Source organism: Pseudomonas sp. SJZ131 (genome assembly GCF_007828705.1).
GTDB lineage: Bacteria > Pseudomonadota > Gammaproteobacteria > Pseudomonadales > Pseudomonadaceae > Aquipseudomonas > Aquipseudomonas prosekii.
The window spans coordinates 529,012-547,822 of record NZ_VIVC01000001.1 but is presented as its reverse complement, the minus strand read 5'-3'; the positions used below and the strand labels follow the sequence as shown (position 1 = coordinate 547,822).

The 18,811-nt window shown below is 59.8% G+C and carries 17 protein-coding genes and 1 pseudogene; 10 read left to right on the top strand and 8 right to left on the bottom strand.

Annotation, left to right across the window (positions count from 1 at the left end; genetic code table 11):
* Positions 1-68: 68 nt before the first annotated feature.
* Both FBY12_RS02310 and FBY12_RS02305 read right to left on the bottom strand, forming a co-directional pair.
* A complete protein-coding gene (locus FBY12_RS02310; RefSeq protein WP_145250744.1) occupies positions 69-869 on the bottom strand; it encodes a sulfite exporter TauE/SafE family protein in 801 nt (266 codons plus the stop codon).
* Positions 870-1,365: 496 nt separating this feature from the next.
* Complete coding sequence (locus tag FBY12_RS02305) at positions 1,366-1,701, bottom strand: helix-turn-helix transcriptional regulator (RefSeq protein ID WP_092269673.1); 336 nt, start codon at positions 1,699-1,701, stop codon at positions 1,366-1,368.
* Positions 1,702-1,816: 115 nt separating this feature from the next.
* Here FBY12_RS02305 and FBY12_RS02300 point away from each other — a divergent pair, with 115 nt between their 5' ends.
* Positions 1,817-2,680, top strand: coding sequence for an MBL fold metallo-hydrolase (locus FBY12_RS02300; protein ID WP_145250741.1), 864 nt, complete (start codon positions 1,817-1,819; stop codon positions 2,678-2,680).
* A 47-nt stretch (positions 2,681-2,727) separates the two neighbouring features.
* Here FBY12_RS02300 and bkdR read toward each other — a convergent pair whose 3' ends face one another.
* On the bottom strand, positions 2,728-3,216 hold the full coding sequence (gene bkdR, locus FBY12_RS02295; protein ID WP_092269679.1) for a Bkd operon transcriptional regulator BkdR: 489 nt from the start codon (positions 3,214-3,216) through the stop codon (positions 2,728-2,730).
* 186 nt (positions 3,217-3,402) lie between these two features.
* Here bkdR and FBY12_RS02290 point away from each other — a divergent pair, with 186 nt between their 5' ends.
* The 5 genes from FBY12_RS02290 (at position 3,403) to FBY12_RS02270 (ending at position 9,681) form a co-directional block, all read left to right on the top strand.
* Entirely contained in the window at positions 3,403-4,638 is a 1,236-nt protein-coding gene (locus FBY12_RS02290) for a 3-methyl-2-oxobutanoate dehydrogenase (2-methylpropanoyl-transferring) subunit alpha (RefSeq protein ID WP_145250738.1), read from the top strand.
* A gap of 1 nt (position 4,639) precedes the next feature.
* Positions 4,640-5,698, top strand: coding sequence for an alpha-ketoacid dehydrogenase subunit beta (locus tag FBY12_RS02285; protein ID WP_145250734.1), 1,059 nt, complete (start codon positions 4,640-4,642; stop codon positions 5,696-5,698).
* On the top strand, positions 5,699-6,994 hold the full coding sequence (locus tag FBY12_RS02280; protein ID WP_145250731.1) for a dihydrolipoamide acetyltransferase family protein: 1,296 nt from the start codon (positions 5,699-5,701) through the stop codon (positions 6,992-6,994).
* 12 nt (positions 6,995-7,006) lie between these two features.
* A complete protein-coding gene (gene lpdA / locus FBY12_RS02275) occupies positions 7,007-8,392 on the top strand; it encodes a dihydrolipoyl dehydrogenase (RefSeq protein ID WP_145250728.1) in 1,386 nt (461 codons plus the stop codon).
* 269 nt (positions 8,393-8,661) lie between these two features.
* A complete protein-coding gene (locus tag FBY12_RS02270) occupies positions 8,662-9,681 on the top strand; it encodes a branched-chain amino acid aminotransferase (protein ID WP_101209729.1) in 1,020 nt (339 codons plus the stop codon).
* Between the two features lie 178 nt (positions 9,682-9,859).
* Here the strand turns inward: FBY12_RS02270 and FBY12_RS02265 are convergent, their stop codons facing one another.
* Both FBY12_RS02265 and FBY12_RS02260 read right to left on the bottom strand, forming a co-directional pair.
* Positions 9,860-10,714, bottom strand: a complete 855-nt coding sequence (locus FBY12_RS02265; protein ID WP_145250725.1) for a TIGR03915 family putative DNA repair protein — start codon at positions 10,712-10,714, stop codon at positions 9,860-9,862.
* Positions 10,711-11,931 carry a putative DNA modification/repair radical SAM protein gene (locus FBY12_RS02260; RefSeq protein WP_145250723.1) on the bottom strand — a complete coding sequence of 407 codons (1,221 nt, stop codon included), beginning with the start codon at positions 11,929-11,931 and terminating at the stop codon, positions 10,711-10,713. Before FBY12_RS02260 ends, FBY12_RS02265 begins: the two co-directional genes overlap by 4 nt.
* A 157-nt stretch (positions 11,932-12,088) precedes the next feature.
* Here FBY12_RS02260 and FBY12_RS02255 point away from each other — a divergent pair, with 157 nt between their 5' ends.
* On the top strand, positions 12,089-12,430 hold the full coding sequence (locus FBY12_RS02255; RefSeq protein WP_121734103.1) for a hypothetical protein: 342 nt from the start codon (positions 12,089-12,091) through the stop codon (positions 12,428-12,430).
* A gap of 198 nt (positions 12,431-12,628) precedes the next feature.
* On the opposite strand, the gene FBY12_RS02250 is transcribed toward FBY12_RS02255, so the two are convergent.
* The gene (locus FBY12_RS02250; RefSeq protein WP_145250720.1) at positions 12,629-12,967 is read right to left on the bottom strand and encodes an FKBP-type peptidyl-prolyl cis-trans isomerase; all 339 of its coding nucleotides are present in this window, start codon (positions 12,965-12,967) and stop codon (positions 12,629-12,631) included.
* A gap of 206 nt (positions 12,968-13,173) precedes the next feature.
* Positions 13,174-13,482 carry an RcnB family protein gene (locus FBY12_RS02245; protein ID WP_145250717.1) on the bottom strand — a complete coding sequence of 103 codons (309 nt, stop codon included), beginning with the start codon at positions 13,480-13,482 and terminating at the stop codon, positions 13,174-13,176.
* Positions 13,483-13,740: 258 nt separating this feature from the next.
* On the opposite strand from FBY12_RS02245, the gene FBY12_RS02240 reads away from it, so the two are divergent.
* Both FBY12_RS02240 and FBY12_RS02235 read left to right on the top strand, forming a co-directional pair.
* The gene (locus FBY12_RS02240) at positions 13,741-15,033 is read left to right on the top strand and encodes an MFS transporter (RefSeq protein ID WP_145250714.1); all 1,293 of its coding nucleotides are present in this window, start codon (positions 13,741-13,743) and stop codon (positions 15,031-15,033) included.
* Positions 15,034-15,057: 24 nt separating this feature from the next.
* Positions 15,058-15,831: pseudogene (locus FBY12_RS02235) on the top strand (substrate-binding domain-containing protein); the annotation flags it as partial.
* On the opposite strand, the gene FBY12_RS02230 reads toward FBY12_RS02235, so the two are convergent.
* On the bottom strand, positions 15,824-16,738 hold the full coding sequence (locus tag FBY12_RS02230) for a LysR family transcriptional regulator (protein ID WP_145250709.1): 915 nt from the start codon (positions 16,736-16,738) through the stop codon (positions 15,824-15,826). The pseudogene FBY12_RS02235 and the gene FBY12_RS02230 sit on opposite strands and share 8 nt — an antisense overlap.
* 220 nt (positions 16,739-16,958) lie before the next feature.
* Here FBY12_RS02230 and FBY12_RS02225 point away from each other — a divergent pair, with 220 nt between their 5' ends.
* Positions 16,959-18,770 carry a monovalent cation:proton antiporter-2 (CPA2) family protein gene (locus FBY12_RS02225; protein ID WP_145250706.1) on the top strand — a complete coding sequence of 604 codons (1,812 nt, stop codon included), beginning with the start codon at positions 16,959-16,961 and terminating at the stop codon, positions 18,768-18,770.
* Positions 18,771-18,811 lie beyond the last annotated feature (41 nt).

Sequence of the window (18,811 nt, the reverse complement as noted above, 5' to 3'; positions counted from 1 at the left end):
AAATCAGCAAGCCGACGATTCCCGAACGCGAAGACCCTTTCACGCGTCGGACCATCGCATCGCAGGGCTCAGGCGCGCATCAGCATGTACGCCGCGACGACCAAGCAGACACTGGCGAACCCGACCTGCAACGCCCGAGCCGGCACCCGCGCGCAGAGCTTGCGACCGATGAGCATGCCAACAATGCTCGCGACGATGAACGAGACGCCAACGTGGTCGATGCGCACCCCGGCGAGCAACGCGCCGATCACGCCGATGGCCGAGATCAGGCTGATCACCATCAACGATGTGGCGACAATGCCGCGCATTTGTACGTCGGTCAGTTGCTTGAACGCCGGGACGATCAGAAAACCGCCACCGACGCCGAGCAAACCAGAGACTACGCCAGTGACCGCGCCGAGTGCCGCCAGGGTCGCGGTGCATTTGGCGGTCCAGGAAAAACGCCCGGTGTGTTGATCGAGCATGCAGTTTTTTTGGCCCCAGTTGGCGTGACCGTGATCGCTCGGGCCGGCGTCCTTGCGCTCGCGACGCAGCATCCGCCAGGCCACCATGACCATCAGCAGACTGAACAGAATCATCAGGATTTTTTCCGACAACTGATGCGCGAAGTAGATGCCCAACGGCGAAAACACCGCGCCGAGCGAAGCGATCAGCAGCGCCGCGCGATAGCGCACCAAACCATGGCGCAAACCGTCGAGAGCCCCGACCGCCGCCGCACTGCCCACCGCAAACAAGGCGACCGGCGCTGCTTGCGTCATGCTCCAGCCGAGCCCCAGCACCAACGCCGGCACCGCCAGAATCCCGCCCCCGGCCCCGGTCAAACCAAGGACCAGGCCCATCACCACACCAAAAAAACTCGCCAGCAACATTATTATTCTCTCAACCCAAACAGCCGCCGAAACCAATCACTAAAACCCCACACCAACCCCGTGGCGAACGAGCTTGCTCGCGCTTGAGTGCGCAGCGCTCACAAGATTTTGGGGCCGCTGCGCTGCCCAACGCGAGCAAGCTCGCTCGTCACAGGGGCAATGTCACCGATCAAATCGGGTTCACAACCACCGGCAGCGCTTCCACGCCCAATGCACCTCACCCACCCACCCCACAAAACCTGTGGCGAGTGAGCTTGCTCGCGCTTGAGTGCGCAGCGCTCACAAGATTTTGGGGCCGCTGCGCTGCCCAACGCGAGCAAGCTCGCTCGCCACAGGGGCAATGTCACCGATCAAATCGGGTTCACTGCCACCGGCAGCGCTTCCACGCCCATGCACTTCACCCACCCACCCCACAAAACCTGTGGCGAGCGAGCTCGCTCGCGTTTGAGTGCGCAGCGCTCACCGCTCTTCAAAACCCGGTTTCAGCGGCACTGAATCACGCCCAGCTTTTCAACACTGCGCCGCAGTACAACCCGGACAAGGTTTTCATCACCTGAATCACTTCGTGACTGGCCAAGCCATAGAAAATGTATTTACCTTCACGCCGGGTTGCGACCAGGCCTTCGTCACGCAGGATGCCGAGCTGTTGTGAGAGTGTCGGTTGGCGTACGCCGGTCATGGTTTCCAGTTCGCCAACGTTGCGTTCGCCTTGGGTCAGTTGGCAGAGGATCAATAAACGATCCTCATTGGCCAACGCCTTGAGCAGCGCACACGCTTTGGACGCCGATGCCCGCAGTTGGGCGACTTCGCTTTCGGTCAGACTGGATTGCATTTGCACGATGCCTTGGAGGTCACTTAAGCTGCAGACATTATGTCTAAACATAAAGTGTTGCAACTGATGACCGCTGCTACAGCTTTCACATCACTCTTTTCAGAGGCCAGAGTTCATGCCCGCGCAGATTGAAGCCTTCCTCGACCCCGCCTCCTCGACCTACAGTTACGTGGTCTACGAAGAGGCTGGCGGGCAATGCGCAATCGTCGACCCGGTGCTCGATTACGACCCCGCCGCTGGGCGCAGCTCCACGGTTCAGGCCGACCGGTTGATCGCATTCGTGCGCGAAAACCAGCTGCAAGTGCAATGGCTGCTGGAGACCCACGCCCACGCCGATCACCTGTCCGCCGCGCCTTATCTGCGTCGCGAGTTGGGCGGCAAGATTGCGATTGGTCAGTCGATCAGCAAGGTTCAGGACGTGTTCAAAACTCTGTTCAATCTGGAACCGGAATTTCGCATCGACGGTTCCCAGTTCGACCATCTGTTCGCGCCGAACGAGTCGTTTCGCATCGGCAATCTCAAAGCCACCGCGCTGCACGTCCCCGGCCATACGCCGGCAGACATGGCTTATCTGATCGAAAGCGACGTGATTCTGGTCGGCGACACGTTGTTCATGCCCGACGTCGGCACCGCGCGTTGCGACTTTCCCGGCGGCGATGCGCGGCAGATGTTTGCCTCGATCCAGAAACTGCTGGCGTTCCCGGCCGGCGTGCGGCTTTTCGTCTGCCACGACTACCCGCCCGAGGGCCGCGCCCCGCACTGCGAAACCACCGTGGGTGAGCAGCGCCAGAGCAATATTCACGTGCATGACGGTGTCGATGAAGCGGCGTTTGTCGCGATGCGCACCCAGCGCGATGCCGGGCTGGGCATGCCGAATTTGTTGCTGCCGGCGATTCAGGTAAACGTGCGGGCGGGAAATTTGCCCCCGGCTGAAGACAACGGCGTGACCTACCTGAAGATCCCGCTGAATAAACTCTGATCGCTGCAACGTTTTGCGTGGCAACGATCAGCCTCAACTACCAAGGGTCAACTACCAAGGGTCAACCCGTTCGCCGGCAGCGGCAGCGCCGTTTTGTAACGCACCTGCTTCAAGGCAAAACTCGAACGAATATTCGCCACACCGGGGACTTTGGTCAGGAAATCCATCATGAAGCGCTCCAGCGACTGAATCGTCGGCACCAGCACGCGGATCAGATAATCCGGATCGCCCGCCATCAGATAACACTCCATCACTTCCGGGCGATCGGAAATCGCCTCTTCGAAATGCGCCAGCGCTTCTTCGACCTGCTTCTCAAGGCTGACATGAATGAACACATTCACATGCAGTCCCAGCAAATCTGCATCCAGCAGCGTCACCTGTTCGCGAATCAGGCCCAATTCTTCCATTGCCTTGACCCGGTTGAAGCACGGCGTCGGCGACAGATTGACTGAGCGGGCGAGGTCGGCGTTAGTGATGCGGGCGTTCTCCTGAAGGCTGTTGAGAATGCCGATATCGGTGCGATCCAATTTGCGCATGAGACAAAACCACCTGTTATTTTTGTTAAGGCAGTTTTTTTATCCCCAAATGACCCTTTACGCAACGAAACAGAGATAAATATTCTTCCGCGCCGGGCCTATGATGTTTGTAGGACAAGATTTCCGCTCACCGTGGAATGACTGTCAGCTCACTACAAAAAATTCACAAGATCGAGCGTAGAAGCCATGAACCAAGCGTACGAACCGCTGCGCCTGCACGTTCCCGAACCCTCGGGCCGTCCCGGCTGCAAGACCGACTTTTCCTACCTGCGTCTGACCGACGCCGGCACGGTGCGCAAACCCCCAATCGACGTTGAACCAGCCGACACTGCCGACCTGGCCAAAGGCCTGATCCGCGTGCTCGACGACCAAGGCAACGCGCTCGGCCCATGGGGCGAAGGCGTACCTGCGGAAATCCTCCGCAAGGGCATGCGCGCCATGCTCAAGACGCGAATTTTCGACAACCGCATGGTGGTCGCCCAGCGTCAGAAAAAAATGTCGTTCTACATGCAAAGCCTCGGCGAAGAAGCCATCGGCAGCGCTCAGGCCCTGGCCCTGAACATCGACGATATGTGCTTTCCGACCTATCGCCAGCAAAGCATCCTGATGGCCCGCGAAGTGCCGCTGGTCGACCTGATCTGCCAACTGCTGTCCAACGAGCGCGATCCGCTCAAGGGCCGTCAGTTGCCGATCATGTACTCGGTACGCGATCACGGCTTCTTCACCATCTCCGGCAACCTCGCCACACAATTCGTGCAGGGTGTGGGCTGGGGCATGGCTTCGGCGATCAAGGGCGACACCAAAATCGCCTCGGCGTGGATCGGCGACGGCGCCACCGCTGAATCGGACTTCCACACCGCCCTCACCTTCGCCCACGTCTACCGCGCGCCGGTGATCCTCAACGTGGTCAACAACCAGTGGGCGATCTCGACGTTCCAGGCGATTGCCGGTGGTGAAGCGACGACGTTTGCCGGTCGTGGCGTCGGTTGCGGCATCGCTTCGCTGCGCGTCGATGGCAACGATTTTGTCGCGGTCTACGCCGCCTCTGCCTGGGCCGCCGAACGCGCTCGGCGCAACCTCGGGCCGACCATGATCGAGTGGGTCACCTACCGCGCCGGTCCACACTCGACTTCCGATGATCCTTCGAAATACCGTCCCGCCGACGATTGGAGCCACTTCCCGTTGGGCGATCCGATTGCGCGCCTCAAGCAGCACCTGGTGAAAATCGGCCAGTGGTCCGAAGAGGAACACACCGCCGTCAGCGCTGAGCTGGAAGCCGAAGTCATCGCCGCGCAGAAAGAAGCCGAGCAGTACGGCACCCTCGCCGGTGGCCAGACGCCTAGCGCCGCAACCATGTTCGAGGACGTCTACAAAGAGATGCCGGAGCACTTGAAGCGCCAGCGTCAAGAGTTGGGGATCTGACATGAACGATCACAACAATAAAATCGAGTTGGAAACCGCCATGACCACAACCACCATGACCATGATCCAGGCCCTGCGCTCGGCCATGGACGTGATGCTTGAGCGCGACGATAACGTCGTGGTATTCGGCCAGGACGTGGGCTATTTCGGCGGCGTGTTCCGCTGCACCGAAGGCCTGCAGAACAAGTACGGCACCTCGCGCGTATTCGATGCGCCGATTTCCGAAAGCGGCATCGTCGGCGTCGCCGTCGGCATGGGCGCCTACGGTTTGCGCCCGGTGGCCGAGATTCAGTTCGCCGACTACGTCTACCCGGCGTCCGACCAGATCATTTCCGAAGCCGCGCGTCTGCGTTATCGCTCGGCCGGCGAGTTCACCGCACCGATGACCCTGCGCATGCCCTGCGGCGGCGGCATTTATGGCGGCCAGACCCACAGTCAAAGTATCGAGGCGATGTTCACCCAGGTCTGCGGCTTGCGCACGGTGATGCCGTCCAACCCTTACGACGCCAAAGGCTTGCTGATCGCCTCCATCGAAAACGATGACCCGGTGATCTTCCTTGAGCCCAAACGCCTGTACAACGGCCCGTTCGACGGCCACCACGACCGCCCGGTAACGCCTTGGTCAAAACACCCTGCCGCACAAGTGCCGGACGGTTATTACACCGTGCCGCTGGACGTCGCCGCCATTGCCCGTCCGGGCAAGGAAGTGACGATTCTGACTTACGGCACCACGGTTTATGTCTCGCAAGTCGCCGCCGAAGAAAGCGGTGTCGATGCCGAAGTCATCGACCTGCGCAGCCTGTGGCCGCTGGACCTCGAAACCATCGTCAAATCGGTGAAGAAAACCGGCCGTTGCGTGATCGTTCACGAAGCCACGCGCACCTGCGGTTTCGGCGCCGAACTGGTCGCGCTGGTGCAAGAGCATTGCTTCCACTACCTGGAAGCGCCAATCGAACGCGTCACCGGTTGGGACACCCCCTACCCGCACGCGCAAGAGTGGGCGTATTTCCCAGGGCCGTCCCGAGTGGGCGCGGCGTTGAAACGGGTCATGGAGGTCTGAATGGGCACGCACGTTATTAAAATGCCGGACATTGGCGAAGGCATTGCCGAAGTTGAATTGTCGGTGTGGCACGTCAAAGTCGGCGACATGGTCGTCGAAGATCAGGTCCTGGCCGACGTCATGACCGACAAGGCGATGGTCGATATTCCATCGCCGGTACACGGCAAAGTCATTTCGCTGGGCGGCCAGCCGGGCGAAGTGATGGCGGTTGGCAGCATTCTGATCAGCATCGAAGTGGAAGGCGCGGGCAACTATAAAGAGCCGGCGCATAAAGAGTCGCCTCAGCCGATTGCTGCGGCTAAAGAAGCGCCAGTTGCAGCGCCGGCCAAAGTCGAAGCCGTCGTTGCAAGCAAACCGGCCGCGTCTGCGCGCCCAGCCGCTGTGTGCCAAGGCCCGATGGTCGGCCGTGAAGCCGATGAGCGTCCGCTGGCTTCGCCGGCCGTGCGCAAACATGCGCTCGACCTCGGGATTCAGTTGCGTCTGGTGCGGGGCACTGGCCCGGCCGGCCGCGTATTGCACGAAGACCTCGACGCCTACCTGGCGCAAGGTCAGACAAACGCTTCGACCGCGCCCGCCGCTTACGCCCAGCGTACCGACGAGCAGCAAATCCCGGTGATCGGCATGCGCCGCAAGATCGCCCAGCGCATGCAGGACGCCACTCAGCGCGCTGCCCACTTCAGCTATGTCGAGGAAATCGACGTGACCGCCGTGGAAGAACTGCGCGCGCACCTCAACGAGAAACACGGCGCGACGCGTGGCAAGTTGACCTTGCTGCCGTTCCTGGTCCGCGCGCTGGTCGTCGCCCTGCGCGACTTCCCGCAGATCAACGCCCGTTACGACGACGAAGCGCAAGTCATCACCCGCCTCGGCGCGGTGCATGTCGGCGTCGCCACGCAAAGCGATATCGGCTTGATGGTGCCGGTGGTGCGTCACGCCGAGGCTCGCAGCTTGTGGGACAGCGCTGCGGAAATCTCCCGTTTGGCCAACGCCGCGCGCAATGGCAAGGCCAGCCGCGATGAGCTGTCGGGCTCGAGCATCACCCTGACCAGCCTTGGCGCTTTGGGCGGGATCGTCAGTACGCCAGTGCTGAACCTGCCGGAAGTGGCGATCGTCGGCGTCAACAAAATCGTCGAACGGCCGATGGTGGTCAAAGGCCAGATCGTCATTCGCAAGATGATGAACCTCTCCAGTTCCTTCGATCACCGCGTGGTCGATGGCATGGACGCGGCGCAATTCATCCAGGCCATTCGTGGCTTGCTCGAACAACCCGCGACCTTGTTTGTCGACGCTTTTTAACCTGGAGCAGGTATGCAACAGACTTTGAACACCACGCTGCTGATCATCGGTGGCGGCCCCGGCGGTTACGTGACGGCGATTCGTGCCGGTCAACTGGGCATCTCGACGATTCTGGTGGAAGGCCAATCGTTGGGCGGAACGTGCCTGAACATCGGCTGCATTCCCTCGAAAGCGCTGATTCACGTTGCCGAGCAGTTTCACCAGACCCAGCATCACAGCCAATATTCAGCGCTGGGCATCAGCGTTTCCGCGCCGACCCTCGACATCAGCAAAAGTGTCGAGTGGAAGGACGGCATCGTTGATCGCCTGACCACTGGCGTCGCGGCACTGCTGAAGAAACACAAGGTCCAGGTCATTCAAGGCTGGGCCAACGTGGTCGACGGCAAGACCGTTGATGTCGGCGATACGCGGATTCAGTGCGAGCATCTGGTGCTGGCCACCGGTTCGAAAAGTGTCAACCTGCCGATGCTGCCAATTGGCGGCCCGATCATTTCCTCCACCGAAGCCCTGGCGCCGAAATCTGTGCCCAAGCGGTTGATCGTGGTGGGCGGCGGTTACATTGGCCTGGAGCTGGGCATCGCCTATCGCAAACTCGGCGCCGAGGTCAGCGTGGTCGAAGCGCAGGATCGAATTCTGCCAGCCTACGACGCCGAATTGACGCAGCCAGTCAATGAGGCGCTGAAGCAACTCGGGATAAAGCTTTACTTGAAGCACAGCGTGCAAGGCTTTGATTCTTCTAGCAATACGCTTCAGGTGTTGGACCCAAACGGCGACACGTTGAACCTGGAAACTGATCAGGTACTGGTGGCGGTCGGGCGCAAACCGAACACGCAGGGCTGGAACCTTGAAGCGTTGAATCTGGCGATGAACGGCTCGTCGATCAAGATTGATAACCGCTGCCAGACCAGCATGCGCAACGTCTACGCCATCGGCGACCTCAGCGGCGAACCGATGCTCGCGCACCGCGCAATGGCGCAGGGCGAAATGGTTGCCGAGTTGATCAGCGGTAAATCCCGCGAGTTCAACCCGACGGCGATTGCGGCAGTGTGCTTTACCGATCCGGAATTGGTGGTGGTCGGTAAGACGCCGGACGACGCCAAAGCTGCGGGCCTGGACTGCATCGTCTCGAGTTTCCCGTTCGCCGCGAATGGCCGGGCGATGACGCTGGAATCGAAAAGCGGCTTTGTGCGCGTGGTCGCTCGTCGGGACAATCATCTGATTGTCGGCTGGCAAGCGGTGGGCGTGGGCGTTTCGGAGCTGTCGACCGCATTCGGCCAGAGCCTGGAAATGGGCGCCCGACTGGAAGACATCGCGGGCACCATCCACGCCCATCCGACGCTGGGCGAAGCGGTGCAGGAAGCGGCATTGCGTGCGCTGGGGCATGCGCTGCACCTGTAACCCGGAGGATTGATGGGGTCAGTGATGGCCTCATCGCGAGCAAGCTCGCTCCCACAGGGGATTTGTGGTGTTTGCAGATGTAAAGACAGACTGGGATCAAATGTGGGAGCGAGCTTGCTCGCGATTTTCGCAGGCGACTCGATTTATCTGCCAATCACCCAATAGTCCGGGCTGCGATTTAGGCCCGGAATGAAGTATTGTTGTCCCCATCCAAAAAAACGTCAGAAGCCTTGAACCGTTTCGACGGTTGTTCAGTGATAGAGGGTGTCATGGGTAACGAAAGCATCAATTGGGACAAGCTGGGTTTTGATTACATCAAGACCGACAAACGCTATCTGTCGTACTGGCGCAATGGCGAGTGGGACGCAGGCACCCTGACCGAAGATAACGTGCTGCACATCAGCGAAGGCTCGACTGCCCTTCACTATGGCCAGCAATGCTTCGAAGGCATGAAGGCCTATCGTTGCAAGGACGGCTCGATCAACCTGTTCCGCCCTGATCAGAATGCCCTGCGCATGCAACGCAGCTGCGCCCGCTTGCTGATGCCGTTCGTCGAAACCGAGCAGTTCATCGAAGCCTGCAAAGCCGTGGTCCGTGCCAACGAGCGTTTCATTCCGCCTTACGGCACCGGCGGCGCGCTGTACCTGCGTCCGTTCGTGATCGGCGTCGGTGACAACATCGGCGTGCGCACTGCGCCCGAGTTCATCTTCTCGATCTTCGCCATCCCGGTCGGCGCTTACTTCAAGGGCGGCCTGACCCCGCACAACTTCCTGATTTCCAGCTTCGACCGCGCGGCCCCACAAGGCACCGGCGCGGCCAAGGTCGGTGGCAACTATGCGGCGAGCCTGATGCCTGGCTCGCAAGCCAAGAAAGCCAACTTCGCGGATTGCATCTACCTCGATCCGATGACCCACTCGAAGATCGAAGAAGTCGGGTCCGCCAACTTCTTCGGTATCACCCACGACGACAAATTCATCACGCCGAAGTCGCCTTCGGTGCTGCCGGGTATCACCCGTCTGTCGTTGATCGAGCTGGCGAAATCGCGTCTCGGTCTGGAAGTGATTGAAGGTGACGTGTTTATCGACAAGCTCTCGGACTTCAAAGAAGCCGGCGCTTGCGGTACGGCTGCCGTGATCACCCCGATCGGCGGCATCAGCTACAACGACAAACTGCACGTGTTCCACAGCGAAACCGAAGTCGGCCCGGTCACCCAGAAGCTCTACAAAGAGCTGACCGGTGTGCAAACTGGCGACGTCGAAGCGCCAGCAGGCTGGATCGTCAAGGTTTGATCTGACGCCAGTTGCCAAAAAAGCCCCTCATTGCTTCGGCATTGAGGGGCTTTTTTATCCGCGCTGAAAACTGCTTTTGCGTAGGAGCGAGGCTTGCCCGCGAAAGCGCTGTGTCAGTCAAATTGATTTTGACTGTGCCGACCCCTTCGCGGGCAAGCCTCGCTCCTACGGTAAGTCGTTACTCCGAATTCACCGCAGAACCGCGCTCGCCATCGCTCAGCGCAATGCGTTTACCACCCCTGCCCTTGATGCTGCTGGCCTGCCCGTCCTGCTGCTTGCCGGTGCGTGCCTGAGTAATCAGCCCGGGAATCAACGCGCCTTCCGGCAGATTCTTCCAGAACCGCGCCGGCAAATGGCCCTGCATGACCTTAGGGTTCAGCCGCGCCGGGTTGAAGATGTGACTGTAATAAGTCAGCCACATGTCGCCGTGCGGGTCATCGACGTTCTGCGCCAGTTTTTGCCATTCAATCGGGCACTGACGTTCGTGGATCAACTGTTCGCCATCGTAATAGACGCCGTCGCGTGGTGTGGCGATCAACCAGCGATGGCGGCCCATACGACCGATGAAGTGCTCACTCGCGCTGTGCAGAATGTCGTGGGCTGCTTCGTGCCACGCCACGTATTGCGGACCTTCGACGTTTGGCGGCCGCTCGACGAAACGCACAAACGCATGCAGGTGATGAGCCTCGCGCTGCACCTGTTTGATCCGCCGCTGCAATTCGCTGCCAAGCTTGTCACCGGCAAGCATCGCCGTGCGATCGCCATGGCTGACTCGCCACAACACTTCGTAAAGCAGGCTCCAGCGCTGATCACCGCGATAGCGTGAGGCGCTTTCGAGAATGCCCAGCAGCGCCATGGGAATGCGCGCTTGAAATGGCCCTTGGCCCTCTGGGGGCGAATCATCGCTGGCGAACAGGTCGGCCACACCTTCCGACGCCCAACTAACGAGGCTCGGGTCAACTTCATGGCTGAGCAACCAGCGCGCCTGCTGGCGCCAGATGTCGAAGAGGTCGTCGCAATCGAGATTGATCATCCCCACAAACCCATTTGTTGCGCCTGCGGCCGGTCACGCAGTTGCTGATAAAGCAAATGGCTGGTGACTTCCGACTGCTGCGGGTGGTAATCGCTGGTGATGAAAAACGGTTTGGCTTTGGCCAACACGCAACGCATGCGCGCCAGGTCTTCATATCGAATACGCCGTTGGCGGCGCAGTTCCACCAACCGCTCGGTGGTGCGCAAGCCAATCCCCGGAATACGCGCGATCAACGACGCTTCGGCGCGATTCAGGTCCAGCGGAAATACCTCGCGATTCTCCAGCGCCCAAGCCAGTTTCGGGTCAATGTCCAGCGCCAGATGCCCCGGCCCCTTGAACAGCTCACCCGCAGTAAAGCCATAGCTGCGCAGAAGAAAATCCGCTTGATACAAACGGTGTTCGCGCATCAGCGGCGGCGCCGCGAGCGGTACACTTTTCGGGCTGTTGGGGATCGGACTGAACGCCGAGTAGTACACCCGCCGCAATTTGAAGTTGCCGTAAAGTGCCTGGGCGCCATGCAGGATAGTGCTGTCATCGGTGTCGTCAGCGCCGACAATCATCTGCGTGCTCTGCCCGGCCGGGGCAAACTTCGGCGCGCGCGGTTCGTTAAGCACGGTCTGCTCGCCGGTATAGATGGTCTGCATTGCCTGTTTGATCGAGCCCAATTGTTTCTCCGGCGCCAGGGTTTGCAGACTGGCATCGGTGGGCAATTCGATGTTGACGCTGAGGCGATCGGCATAACGCCCCGCTTCTGCAATCAACGCCGGATCGGCTTCAGGAATTGTCTTCAGATGGATGTAGCCACGGAACTCATGCTCTTCGCGCAACAGTTTGGCCACGCGGATCAACTGTTCCATGGTGTAGTCGGCGGAACGAATGATCCCCGAACTGAGGAACAACCCGCTGACGCAATTGCGCCGGTAGAAATCCATGGTCAGCGTCACCACTTCTTCAGGCGTGAAGCGCGCCCGAGGTACATCGCTGGAGCGCCGATTGACGCAGTACTGGCAGTCGTAGAGACAGAAATTGGTCAGGAGGATCTTCAGCAGCGACACGCAGCGCCCGTCCGGCGTGTAGCTGTGGCAAATGCCCATGCCATCGGTGGAACCCAGCCCGCTCTTGCCTTCGGAGCTGCGCTTGGGCGCGCCACTGCTGGCGCAAGACGCGTCGTACTTGGCGGCGTCGGCGAGAATGCTGAGCTTGTCGATGAGTTCCATGAGGCGAGCCTTTTACTGTTCAGATATACAGTATAGACTCGGCTCCCGACGCACAACCCGGCGATAGACCCTTCCGTCGGACCGGATGAAATCGGCGCCTGACCCGATTCCTCACTAAACTTGCCGCGTGCGAATGCCCCCGACAGGTATGAAGACCATGAACAAATTCTGGCGAAAGTATCTGGCCTTGCTGGACACCGACTTCACCACGCAGGTGTTCGACAACATCAAGAACCTGCTGGTCTGCGCATTATTGTTCGCGGCGGGCACCAATGCCCTCGACAGTGGCCATCACTTGTACATGGGGCTGCTGGCCTCGGATCTGGCCGGTTGGGCGCTGATCGGCGTGTCGGCAGTGTTGATGCTGCTCAACGTCAGCGATGGCATGCGGCGATTGTCGCGGCTGCCCTACCACACGGCGTTTCAGGTGATTTTATTTCTGATTTATCTGGTGCTGGCGATTCGCGTGGTGGAAATCGTCTGGGATTTTCGGGCTTAGGACAGCGTTTGCTCCGCTTGAAAAACCAGAATGAAAGCAGTGACACCCGCGCTCGAAGCAACCGTTAGCGACACGCTCGATAATATTGAGATGTTCACCTGAGGTACCGACAAAAAGAAATCCGGCATGCCTGACTCGATAACCAAAAACCCGGCAGCTCTTCAGCCAGCGGGGTTTCGTCATTCACGCCACCACCGATCAATCATCGCGCGTCAGCACTTCGAGCAATTCAATCTCGAAAATCAGGTTCGAATTCGGTGTGATTGCGCCCATGCTGCGCTCGCCGTAAGCCAGATGCGCCGGCACCAGCAGCTTGCGCTTGCCGCCAACCTGCATGCCGATGATTCCCTGATCCCAGCCCTTGATCACGCGCCCGGTGCCAATCACGCACTGAAAAGGCTTGCCGCGACTGTAGGAAGAATCGAACTCGGTTCCGTCCTCCAGCCATCCACGGTATTGCGTGGTGATCAAAGCGCCTTTTACCGCAGCCTTGCCATCACCCAATTCGAGATCGATTACCTGAAGTTCTTCGTTCATTGCCCACACTCATCTGTTCTGTTTTGTTCATTAGCCGCGAGGGCGAATGGGCGCCGTTTTCCCAGAATTTTGCGGAGTTGGCAACTGTCTTGAGGGGAGGTTTCGGTGAAGGGATTCCGCGGGTCGAGCCGAGTGACGGGAAAAAGACTGCCCGGCGCGCGCTAACGGTCAGCGTCAAGCGTGCGCCGGAACAATTGATTCAGGGCCTAACGCTCAACCGGGCGAATATCCACAATCGTCCCGTTGGTGATCATCACCATCATGTACTTGTCATTGATCTGCACCCACTGCGAATCAGCCTTCGGTGATTGCAGGCCTTTTTCTTTCCAGTTTTTCAGAGCTTTTTCGCTGCGCTGGTAGATGTCCGGGGCGCGGTCGCCGACTTCCAGGGTGCGTTTGTTGTCGACCCCTGGCTGCACGGTTTTTTGCGGATTGTCAGCCGCTTGGACGATTGGAGTGACAGCGGCGAAGCCTGCGACAAGGGCGAGGCTGGCGATAAGGGTTTTGCTTGTCATCGGTAAACCTCTGGGATGTCTGGGTACTGAAGTTCGGACTGCGCCCGCGGCAAATCATTCCTTGTTGCGCTGATCAAATTTGCCGGAACACGACGCTTGGCCGACCAAAGCCCAACCACCCATTGATCCGCTGCACGCATCAATACATGCCAACAATGCAATTAACATATCGATAGCCCTGCTCCACTATCCGCCCCAATAAGAACCGTGCGCTGCTGCAACGAGGCGCACGTCATAAAAGCGGTGGAGACACATCAAATGACAGCAGCAATTCCTTCCGGTGGTTCGCGTGCCGGGGCGATTTTCCGAGTGACCTCGGGCAACTTCCTCGAACAATTCGACTTCTTCCTTTTCGGCTTCTACGCCACGCAGATCGCGGCTGTGTTCTTCCCGGCCAGTAGCGAATTCGCCTCCCTGATGATGACCTTTGCAGTGTTCGGCGCCGGGTTCCTGATGCGGCCATTGGGCGCTGTGGTGCTCGGTGCGTATATCGACGATGTCGGGCGGCGCAAGGGTTTGATCGTGACGTTGTCGATCATGGCCAGCGGCACCATTTTGATTGTGCTGGTGCCCGGTTACGAGAGCATCGGCCTGTTTGCCCCGGCGATTGTGTTGATCGGTCGCCTGCTTCAGGGCTTCTCGGCGGGCGCGGAAATGGGCGGTGTGTCGGTGTATCTGTCGGAGATCGCCACGCCGGGCAACAAAGGCTTTTTCACCAGTTGGCAGTCGGCCAGTCAGCAAGTGGCGATCATTGTCGCCGCAGGTTTGGGCTATGGGCTGAACCAGTGGATGGCGCCGACGATGATTGCCGATTGGGGCTGGCGAATTCCGTTTTTTGTCGGTTGCCTGATCGTCCCGTTCATCTTCTTCCTGCGCCGTAACCTGGAAGAAACCGAGGAGTTTGCCGCGCGCAAACACCGCCCAACCATGGGCGAGGTGTTTCGCACGCTGGCGCAGAATTGGGTGATTGTGTTTGCCGGGATGATGATGGTCGCCCTGACCACCACCGCGTTTTACCTGATCACCGTGTACGCGCCGACCTTCGGCAAAACCGTGCTGCACCTGAGCACCGCCGACGCGTTGCTGGTGACGTTGCTGGTGGGGGTTTCGAACTTTTTCTGGTTGCCGATTGGCGGCGCGTTGTCCGACCGCATCGGCCGGCGTCCGGTGCTGATCGCCATGGCGCTGCTGACCCTGGCCACGGCTTATCCGGCGCTGACGTATCTGGTCAACGCGCCGAGTTTCCTCAACATGCTGCTGGTGTTGCTGTGGTTGTCGTTCATCTATGGCTTGTACAACGGCGCGATGATTGCCGCCCTCACCGAGATCATGCCGGTTGAGGTGCGGGTCGCCGGGTTTTCTCTGGCGTACAGCTTGGCCACGGCGGTGTTCGGCGGTTTCACCCCGGCCATGTCGACGTTGCTGATCGAGTACACCGGCGACAAAGCCGCGCCCGGCTATTGGATGAGTTTCGCCGCACTCTGCGCCTTGTGCGCGACGCTGTTTCTGTATCGCCGTTCGACCGGTCGCCTGCAACCGGCTCTTTCGTAATCCTGACTTTTTGAGAATCAACTGATGAACAAACTATTCAACTTCGCCGCGCTGGCTCTGGTCGCCAGCCTTGGTTTCAGCACCGTTGCCCAGGCTGAAGAGCTGCGCGTGATGACTTCGGGCGGGTTTACCGCGGCCTATAAAATCCTCGGCCCGGAATTCGCTGCGGCCACCGGCCACACGTTGGATACCGCGCTTGGGCCGTCGATGGGCAAGGCACCCGAGGCGATTCCCAATCGTCTGGCGCGCGGCGAAAAGGCTGATGTGGTGATCATGGTCGGTTACGCGTTGGATGAGCTGATCAAACAAGGCAAGGTCGACCCGGCGTCGCGAGTCGAACTGGCGGATTCGCGGATCGGTCTGGTGGTGCGTAACGGCGCAGCGAAACCCGACATCAGTTCTGAAGCGGCGTTGAAAAAGACCCTGCTCGACGCGCAATCGGTGGCGTATTCCGATAGCGCCAGCGGCGTGTATATCGAGCAGCAACTGTTCAAGCGCTTGGGCATCGAGGACCAACTCAAACCCAAATCGAAGATGATCCCGAAGATTCCGGTCGGCTCGGTGGTTGCCACGGGCGACTATCAATTGGGTTTCCAGCAGGTCAGCGAATTGCTGCCAGTACCCGGTGTGAGTTTTGTCGCGAAGATTCCGGAATCGGTGCAGTCGGTGACGCGTTTCGCTGCGGGCATTCCGGTCGGCGCGCAACATCCGGCGCAAGCCAAGGCCTTGCTGAGCTTCCTGGCCTCCCCGGCCGTTCAGCCGCAAGTGCAGAGCACCGGGCTGGATTCGGTCAGTCGTAGAGCGTTGCCGGCTGAACTTTCATTTCGACCACCAGACGTTCCAGTTCCAGGGCTGCCGGGGTCAAGGTGCGACCCCGGCGCTTGATCAGCCCGACGCTGCGCACCACTTGCGGATCGGTCAGTGGTACGCGCGTGAGGATTGGATGATCCTCGGCCGGCATCGCCATTAGCGGCACGGCGGCCACGCCCAGTCCGGCTTCGACCAAGCCGATCATGGTCGTGACGTGGCGGGTTTCGCAGATGCTCGGGCGTTGCGGGACCACACCGGCCAGCGCCTGGTCGAGCAGAAACCGGTTGCCCGAAGTCTTGTCGAGCGAGATGTAATCCTGCCGATAAAACTCATCCCACGTCACGCTGCGACGCCCAGCCAACGGGTGATCACGGCGACAGGCGACCACGTAGCCTTCTTGCACCAAGGGTTCGAAATCGACTTCGGCCTCCAGCGTGCCCATAAAACTCAAACCGAAATCCGCCTCGCCGTTGACCACGGCGCTGAGCACGTCGTGGGCGCTGGAATCGAGGACTTTGACCTTGATTCGGGGGAATTGCCGGTGGTAACGGGCGATCACTCGCGGCATGAAGTAGTACGCCGCCGACGGCACGCAGGCGACCGTGACGTGGCCGAGGCGGGTCGAGGCGACTTCGCTGATGCCCAACAGCGCCACATCCAGATCATCAAGCAAACGCTCGACGCTGGGGATGAAGCCGCGCCCGGCCTGGGTCAGGCTGACCTTGCGCGTGGTGCGCTCGAACAGTTTTACCCCGAGCGCCTCTTCAAGCTTTTCGATGCGCCGGCTCAGCGCCGGTTGGGAAATGCGCACCGTATCGGCAGCCTTGCGAAAGCTGCCCTGCTCGACCACGGCGCGGAAGGCTTGCAGATCGTTGAGGTCGAAATTGATCGCCATGGTGCGCACTCGGAAGCAGACAGACTGATCAGCTTATCCTATGAATGTAACCAATTGATGCAGAATGTGACGGAGGTTGCGATTGCCGGGAGATTGCTATCGCGAGCAGGCTCGCTCCTTCAGGGGAATGAGACGGCGCTGGCGAATGCGCAGCTGACGCCTGCGGCTTCAGCCTTTATCCTTGTCGCCCCCGCCGTATCGAGTCGTTGGAGTTTTTGTCATGCCGCATGAAGGCAACTTGTTGCAAGCCGCTGTCGTGTTTCTGTTCGCGGCGGTGCTCACCGTGCCGTTGGCCAAACGCCTGCAATTGGGCGCGGTGCTGGGTTACCTGTTTGCCGGGGTGATTATCGGGCCGTCGGTGCTGGGGTTGATCGGCAACCCGCAAAGCGTCAGCCATATTTCTGAACTGGGCGTGGTGTTGCTGCTGTTTATCATTGGTCTGGAGCTGTCGCCGCGGCGTTTGTGGGTGATGCGCAAATCGGTGTTTGGCGTCGGAATGGCGCAGGTGCTGCTGACCGGTTCGGTGATTGGCGTGCTGGCGTTGTTCGTGTTCGGCCAGCCGTTGAACAGCGCAATCGTGTTAGGGCTGGGCCTGGCGCTGTCCTCCACTGCATTCGGCTTGCAAAGCCTCGCCGAACGCAAGGAACTGACCAGTCCTCATGGGCGACTGGCTTTCGCGATTCTGTTGTTTCAGGACATCGCCGCGATCCCGCTGATCGCCATGGTGCCGCTGCTCGCCGGCGGCGATCACACCACCACCGCCGCCGAAGATTTGAATCACGGTTTGCGGGTGTTGGGCAGTATCGCCGTGGTGGTGATCGGCGGTCGTTATCTGTTGCGCCCGGTGTTTCGCGTGGTGGCCAAGACCGGCCTGCCGGAAGTGTCCACCGCTACCGCGTTGCTGGTGGTGATCGGCACCGCGTATCTGATGGATCAGGTCGGTGTGTCGATGGCGCTGGGCGCGTTCCTCGCCGGTTTGCTGTTGGCGGATTCTGAATACCGTCACGAACTGGAAGCGCAGATCGAACCGTTCAAAGGCTTGCTGCTGGGTTTGTTCTTTATCAGTGTCGGCATGGGCGCCAACCTTAGCCTGCTGTTGAGCGCGCCAGTCACCGTGCTCGGGCTGACGCTGTTGCTGATCGCGATCAAGTTGCCGCTGCTGTTTGTGGTCGGCCGACTGGCCGGGGGGCTGGGCAAAGTCAGTGCGATTCGTCTTGGTATCGTCCTCGCGGCCGGGGGTGAATTTGCGTTTGTGGTGTTCAAGATCGGGCGCGACCAAGGGCTGTTCGAGCCACGTTTGTACGACATGCTGGTGCTGACCATCACCCTGTCGATGGCGGTGACGCCGCTGTTGTTGCTGCTGTGCGCGCGGCTGTATTCGCCGAAAGTGCAGCCAGTCGTGGTCCCGGAGAAATTCCGTGAAATCGACACCGACGCGCCGCGTGTGGTGATCGCCGGCATGGGGCGGATGGGCCAGATCGTTGCGCGGATCTTGCGCGCGCAGAACATCAAGTTCGTCGCGCTGGACACCTCGGTGGAAACCATTGAACTGTCGCGCAGCTTCGGCGGCGTGCCGGTGTTCTACGGCGATCCGATGCGCCCGGAAATCCTCAGCGCGGCGAAAGTCGAGCAAGCGGAATATTTCGTCATCGCCACCGACGATCCGGACACCAATATCAAAACCGCTGAACTGGTGCACAAGCTCTACCCGCACATGAAAATCATCGCTCGGGCGCGTAACCGTCAGCACGTTCACCGTTTGGTTGATCTGGGCGCTGAAGCGGTGCGGGAAACCTATTATTCGAGCCTGGAAATGAGCCGTCGCACACTGCTCGGGTTGGGCCTGACGCAAGCGCAGGCGGATGCGCGGATCAAGCGTTTCAAGCATCACGACGAACAGGTGTTGGAAGCCCAACATGCGATCTACGACGACGCCGCCAAAGTCCTGCAAACCGCCCAGGAAGCCCGGGCGGAATTGGCCAGATTGTTTGAGTCGGACCAATTGGAAGAGCAGGAATCGGGCAAGGTTTAAGCCGCAGGCGATCGACAGACCCCGTTCACAAGCAGGCTCTC

What these genes read in the sequence shown, in the direction of transcription:
- FBY12_RS02280 (WP_145250731.1), top strand. Translation starts at nt 5,699, where the DNA reads ATGGGCACGCACGTTATTAAAATGCCGGACATTGGCGAAGGCATTGCC.
- FBY12_RS02260 (WP_145250723.1), bottom strand. Translation starts at nt 11,931, where the DNA reads ATGGAACTCATCGACAAGCTCAGCATTCTCGCCGACGCCGCCAAGTAC.
- FBY12_RS02285 (WP_145250734.1), top strand. Translation starts at nt 4,640, where the DNA reads ATGAACGATCACAACAATAAAATCGAGTTGGAAACCGCCATGACCACA.
- FBY12_RS02230 (WP_145250709.1), bottom strand. Translation starts at nt 16,738, where the DNA reads ATGGCGATCAATTTCGACCTCAACGATCTGCAAGCCTTCCGCGCCGTG.
- FBY12_RS02270 (WP_101209729.1), top strand. Translation starts at nt 8,662, where the DNA reads ATGGGTAACGAAAGCATCAATTGGGACAAGCTGGGTTTTGATTACATC.
- FBY12_RS02265 (WP_145250725.1), bottom strand. Translation starts at nt 10,714, where the DNA reads ATGATCAATCTCGATTGCGACGACCTCTTCGACATCTGGCGCCAGCAG.
- FBY12_RS02310 (WP_145250744.1), bottom strand. Translation starts at nt 869, where the DNA reads ATGTTGCTGGCGAGTTTTTTTGGTGTGGTGATGGGCCTGGTCCTTGGT.
- FBY12_RS02245 (WP_145250717.1), bottom strand. Translation starts at nt 13,482, where the DNA reads ATGACAAGCAAAACCCTTATCGCCAGCCTCGCCCTTGTCGCAGGCTTC.
- lpdA (WP_145250728.1), top strand. Translation starts at nt 7,007, where the DNA reads ATGCAACAGACTTTGAACACCACGCTGCTGATCATCGGTGGCGGCCCC.
- FBY12_RS02225 (WP_145250706.1), top strand. Translation starts at nt 16,959, where the DNA reads ATGCCGCATGAAGGCAACTTGTTGCAAGCCGCTGTCGTGTTTCTGTTC.
- FBY12_RS02305 (WP_092269673.1), bottom strand. Translation starts at nt 1,701, where the DNA reads ATGCAATCCAGTCTGACCGAAAGCGAAGTCGCCCAACTGCGGGCATCG.
- FBY12_RS02250 (WP_145250720.1), bottom strand. Translation starts at nt 12,967, where the DNA reads ATGAACGAAGAACTTCAGGTAATCGATCTCGAATTGGGTGATGGCAAG.
- FBY12_RS02290 (WP_145250738.1), top strand. Translation starts at nt 3,403, where the DNA reads ATGAACCAAGCGTACGAACCGCTGCGCCTGCACGTTCCCGAACCCTCG.
- FBY12_RS02300 (WP_145250741.1), top strand. Translation starts at nt 1,817, where the DNA reads ATGCCCGCGCAGATTGAAGCCTTCCTCGACCCCGCCTCCTCGACCTAC.
- bkdR (WP_092269679.1), bottom strand. Translation starts at nt 3,216, where the DNA reads ATGCGCAAATTGGATCGCACCGATATCGGCATTCTCAACAGCCTTCAG.
- FBY12_RS02240 (WP_145250714.1), top strand. Translation starts at nt 13,741, where the DNA reads ATGACAGCAGCAATTCCTTCCGGTGGTTCGCGTGCCGGGGCGATTTTC.
- FBY12_RS02255 (WP_121734103.1), top strand. Translation starts at nt 12,089, where the DNA reads ATGAACAAATTCTGGCGAAAGTATCTGGCCTTGCTGGACACCGACTTC.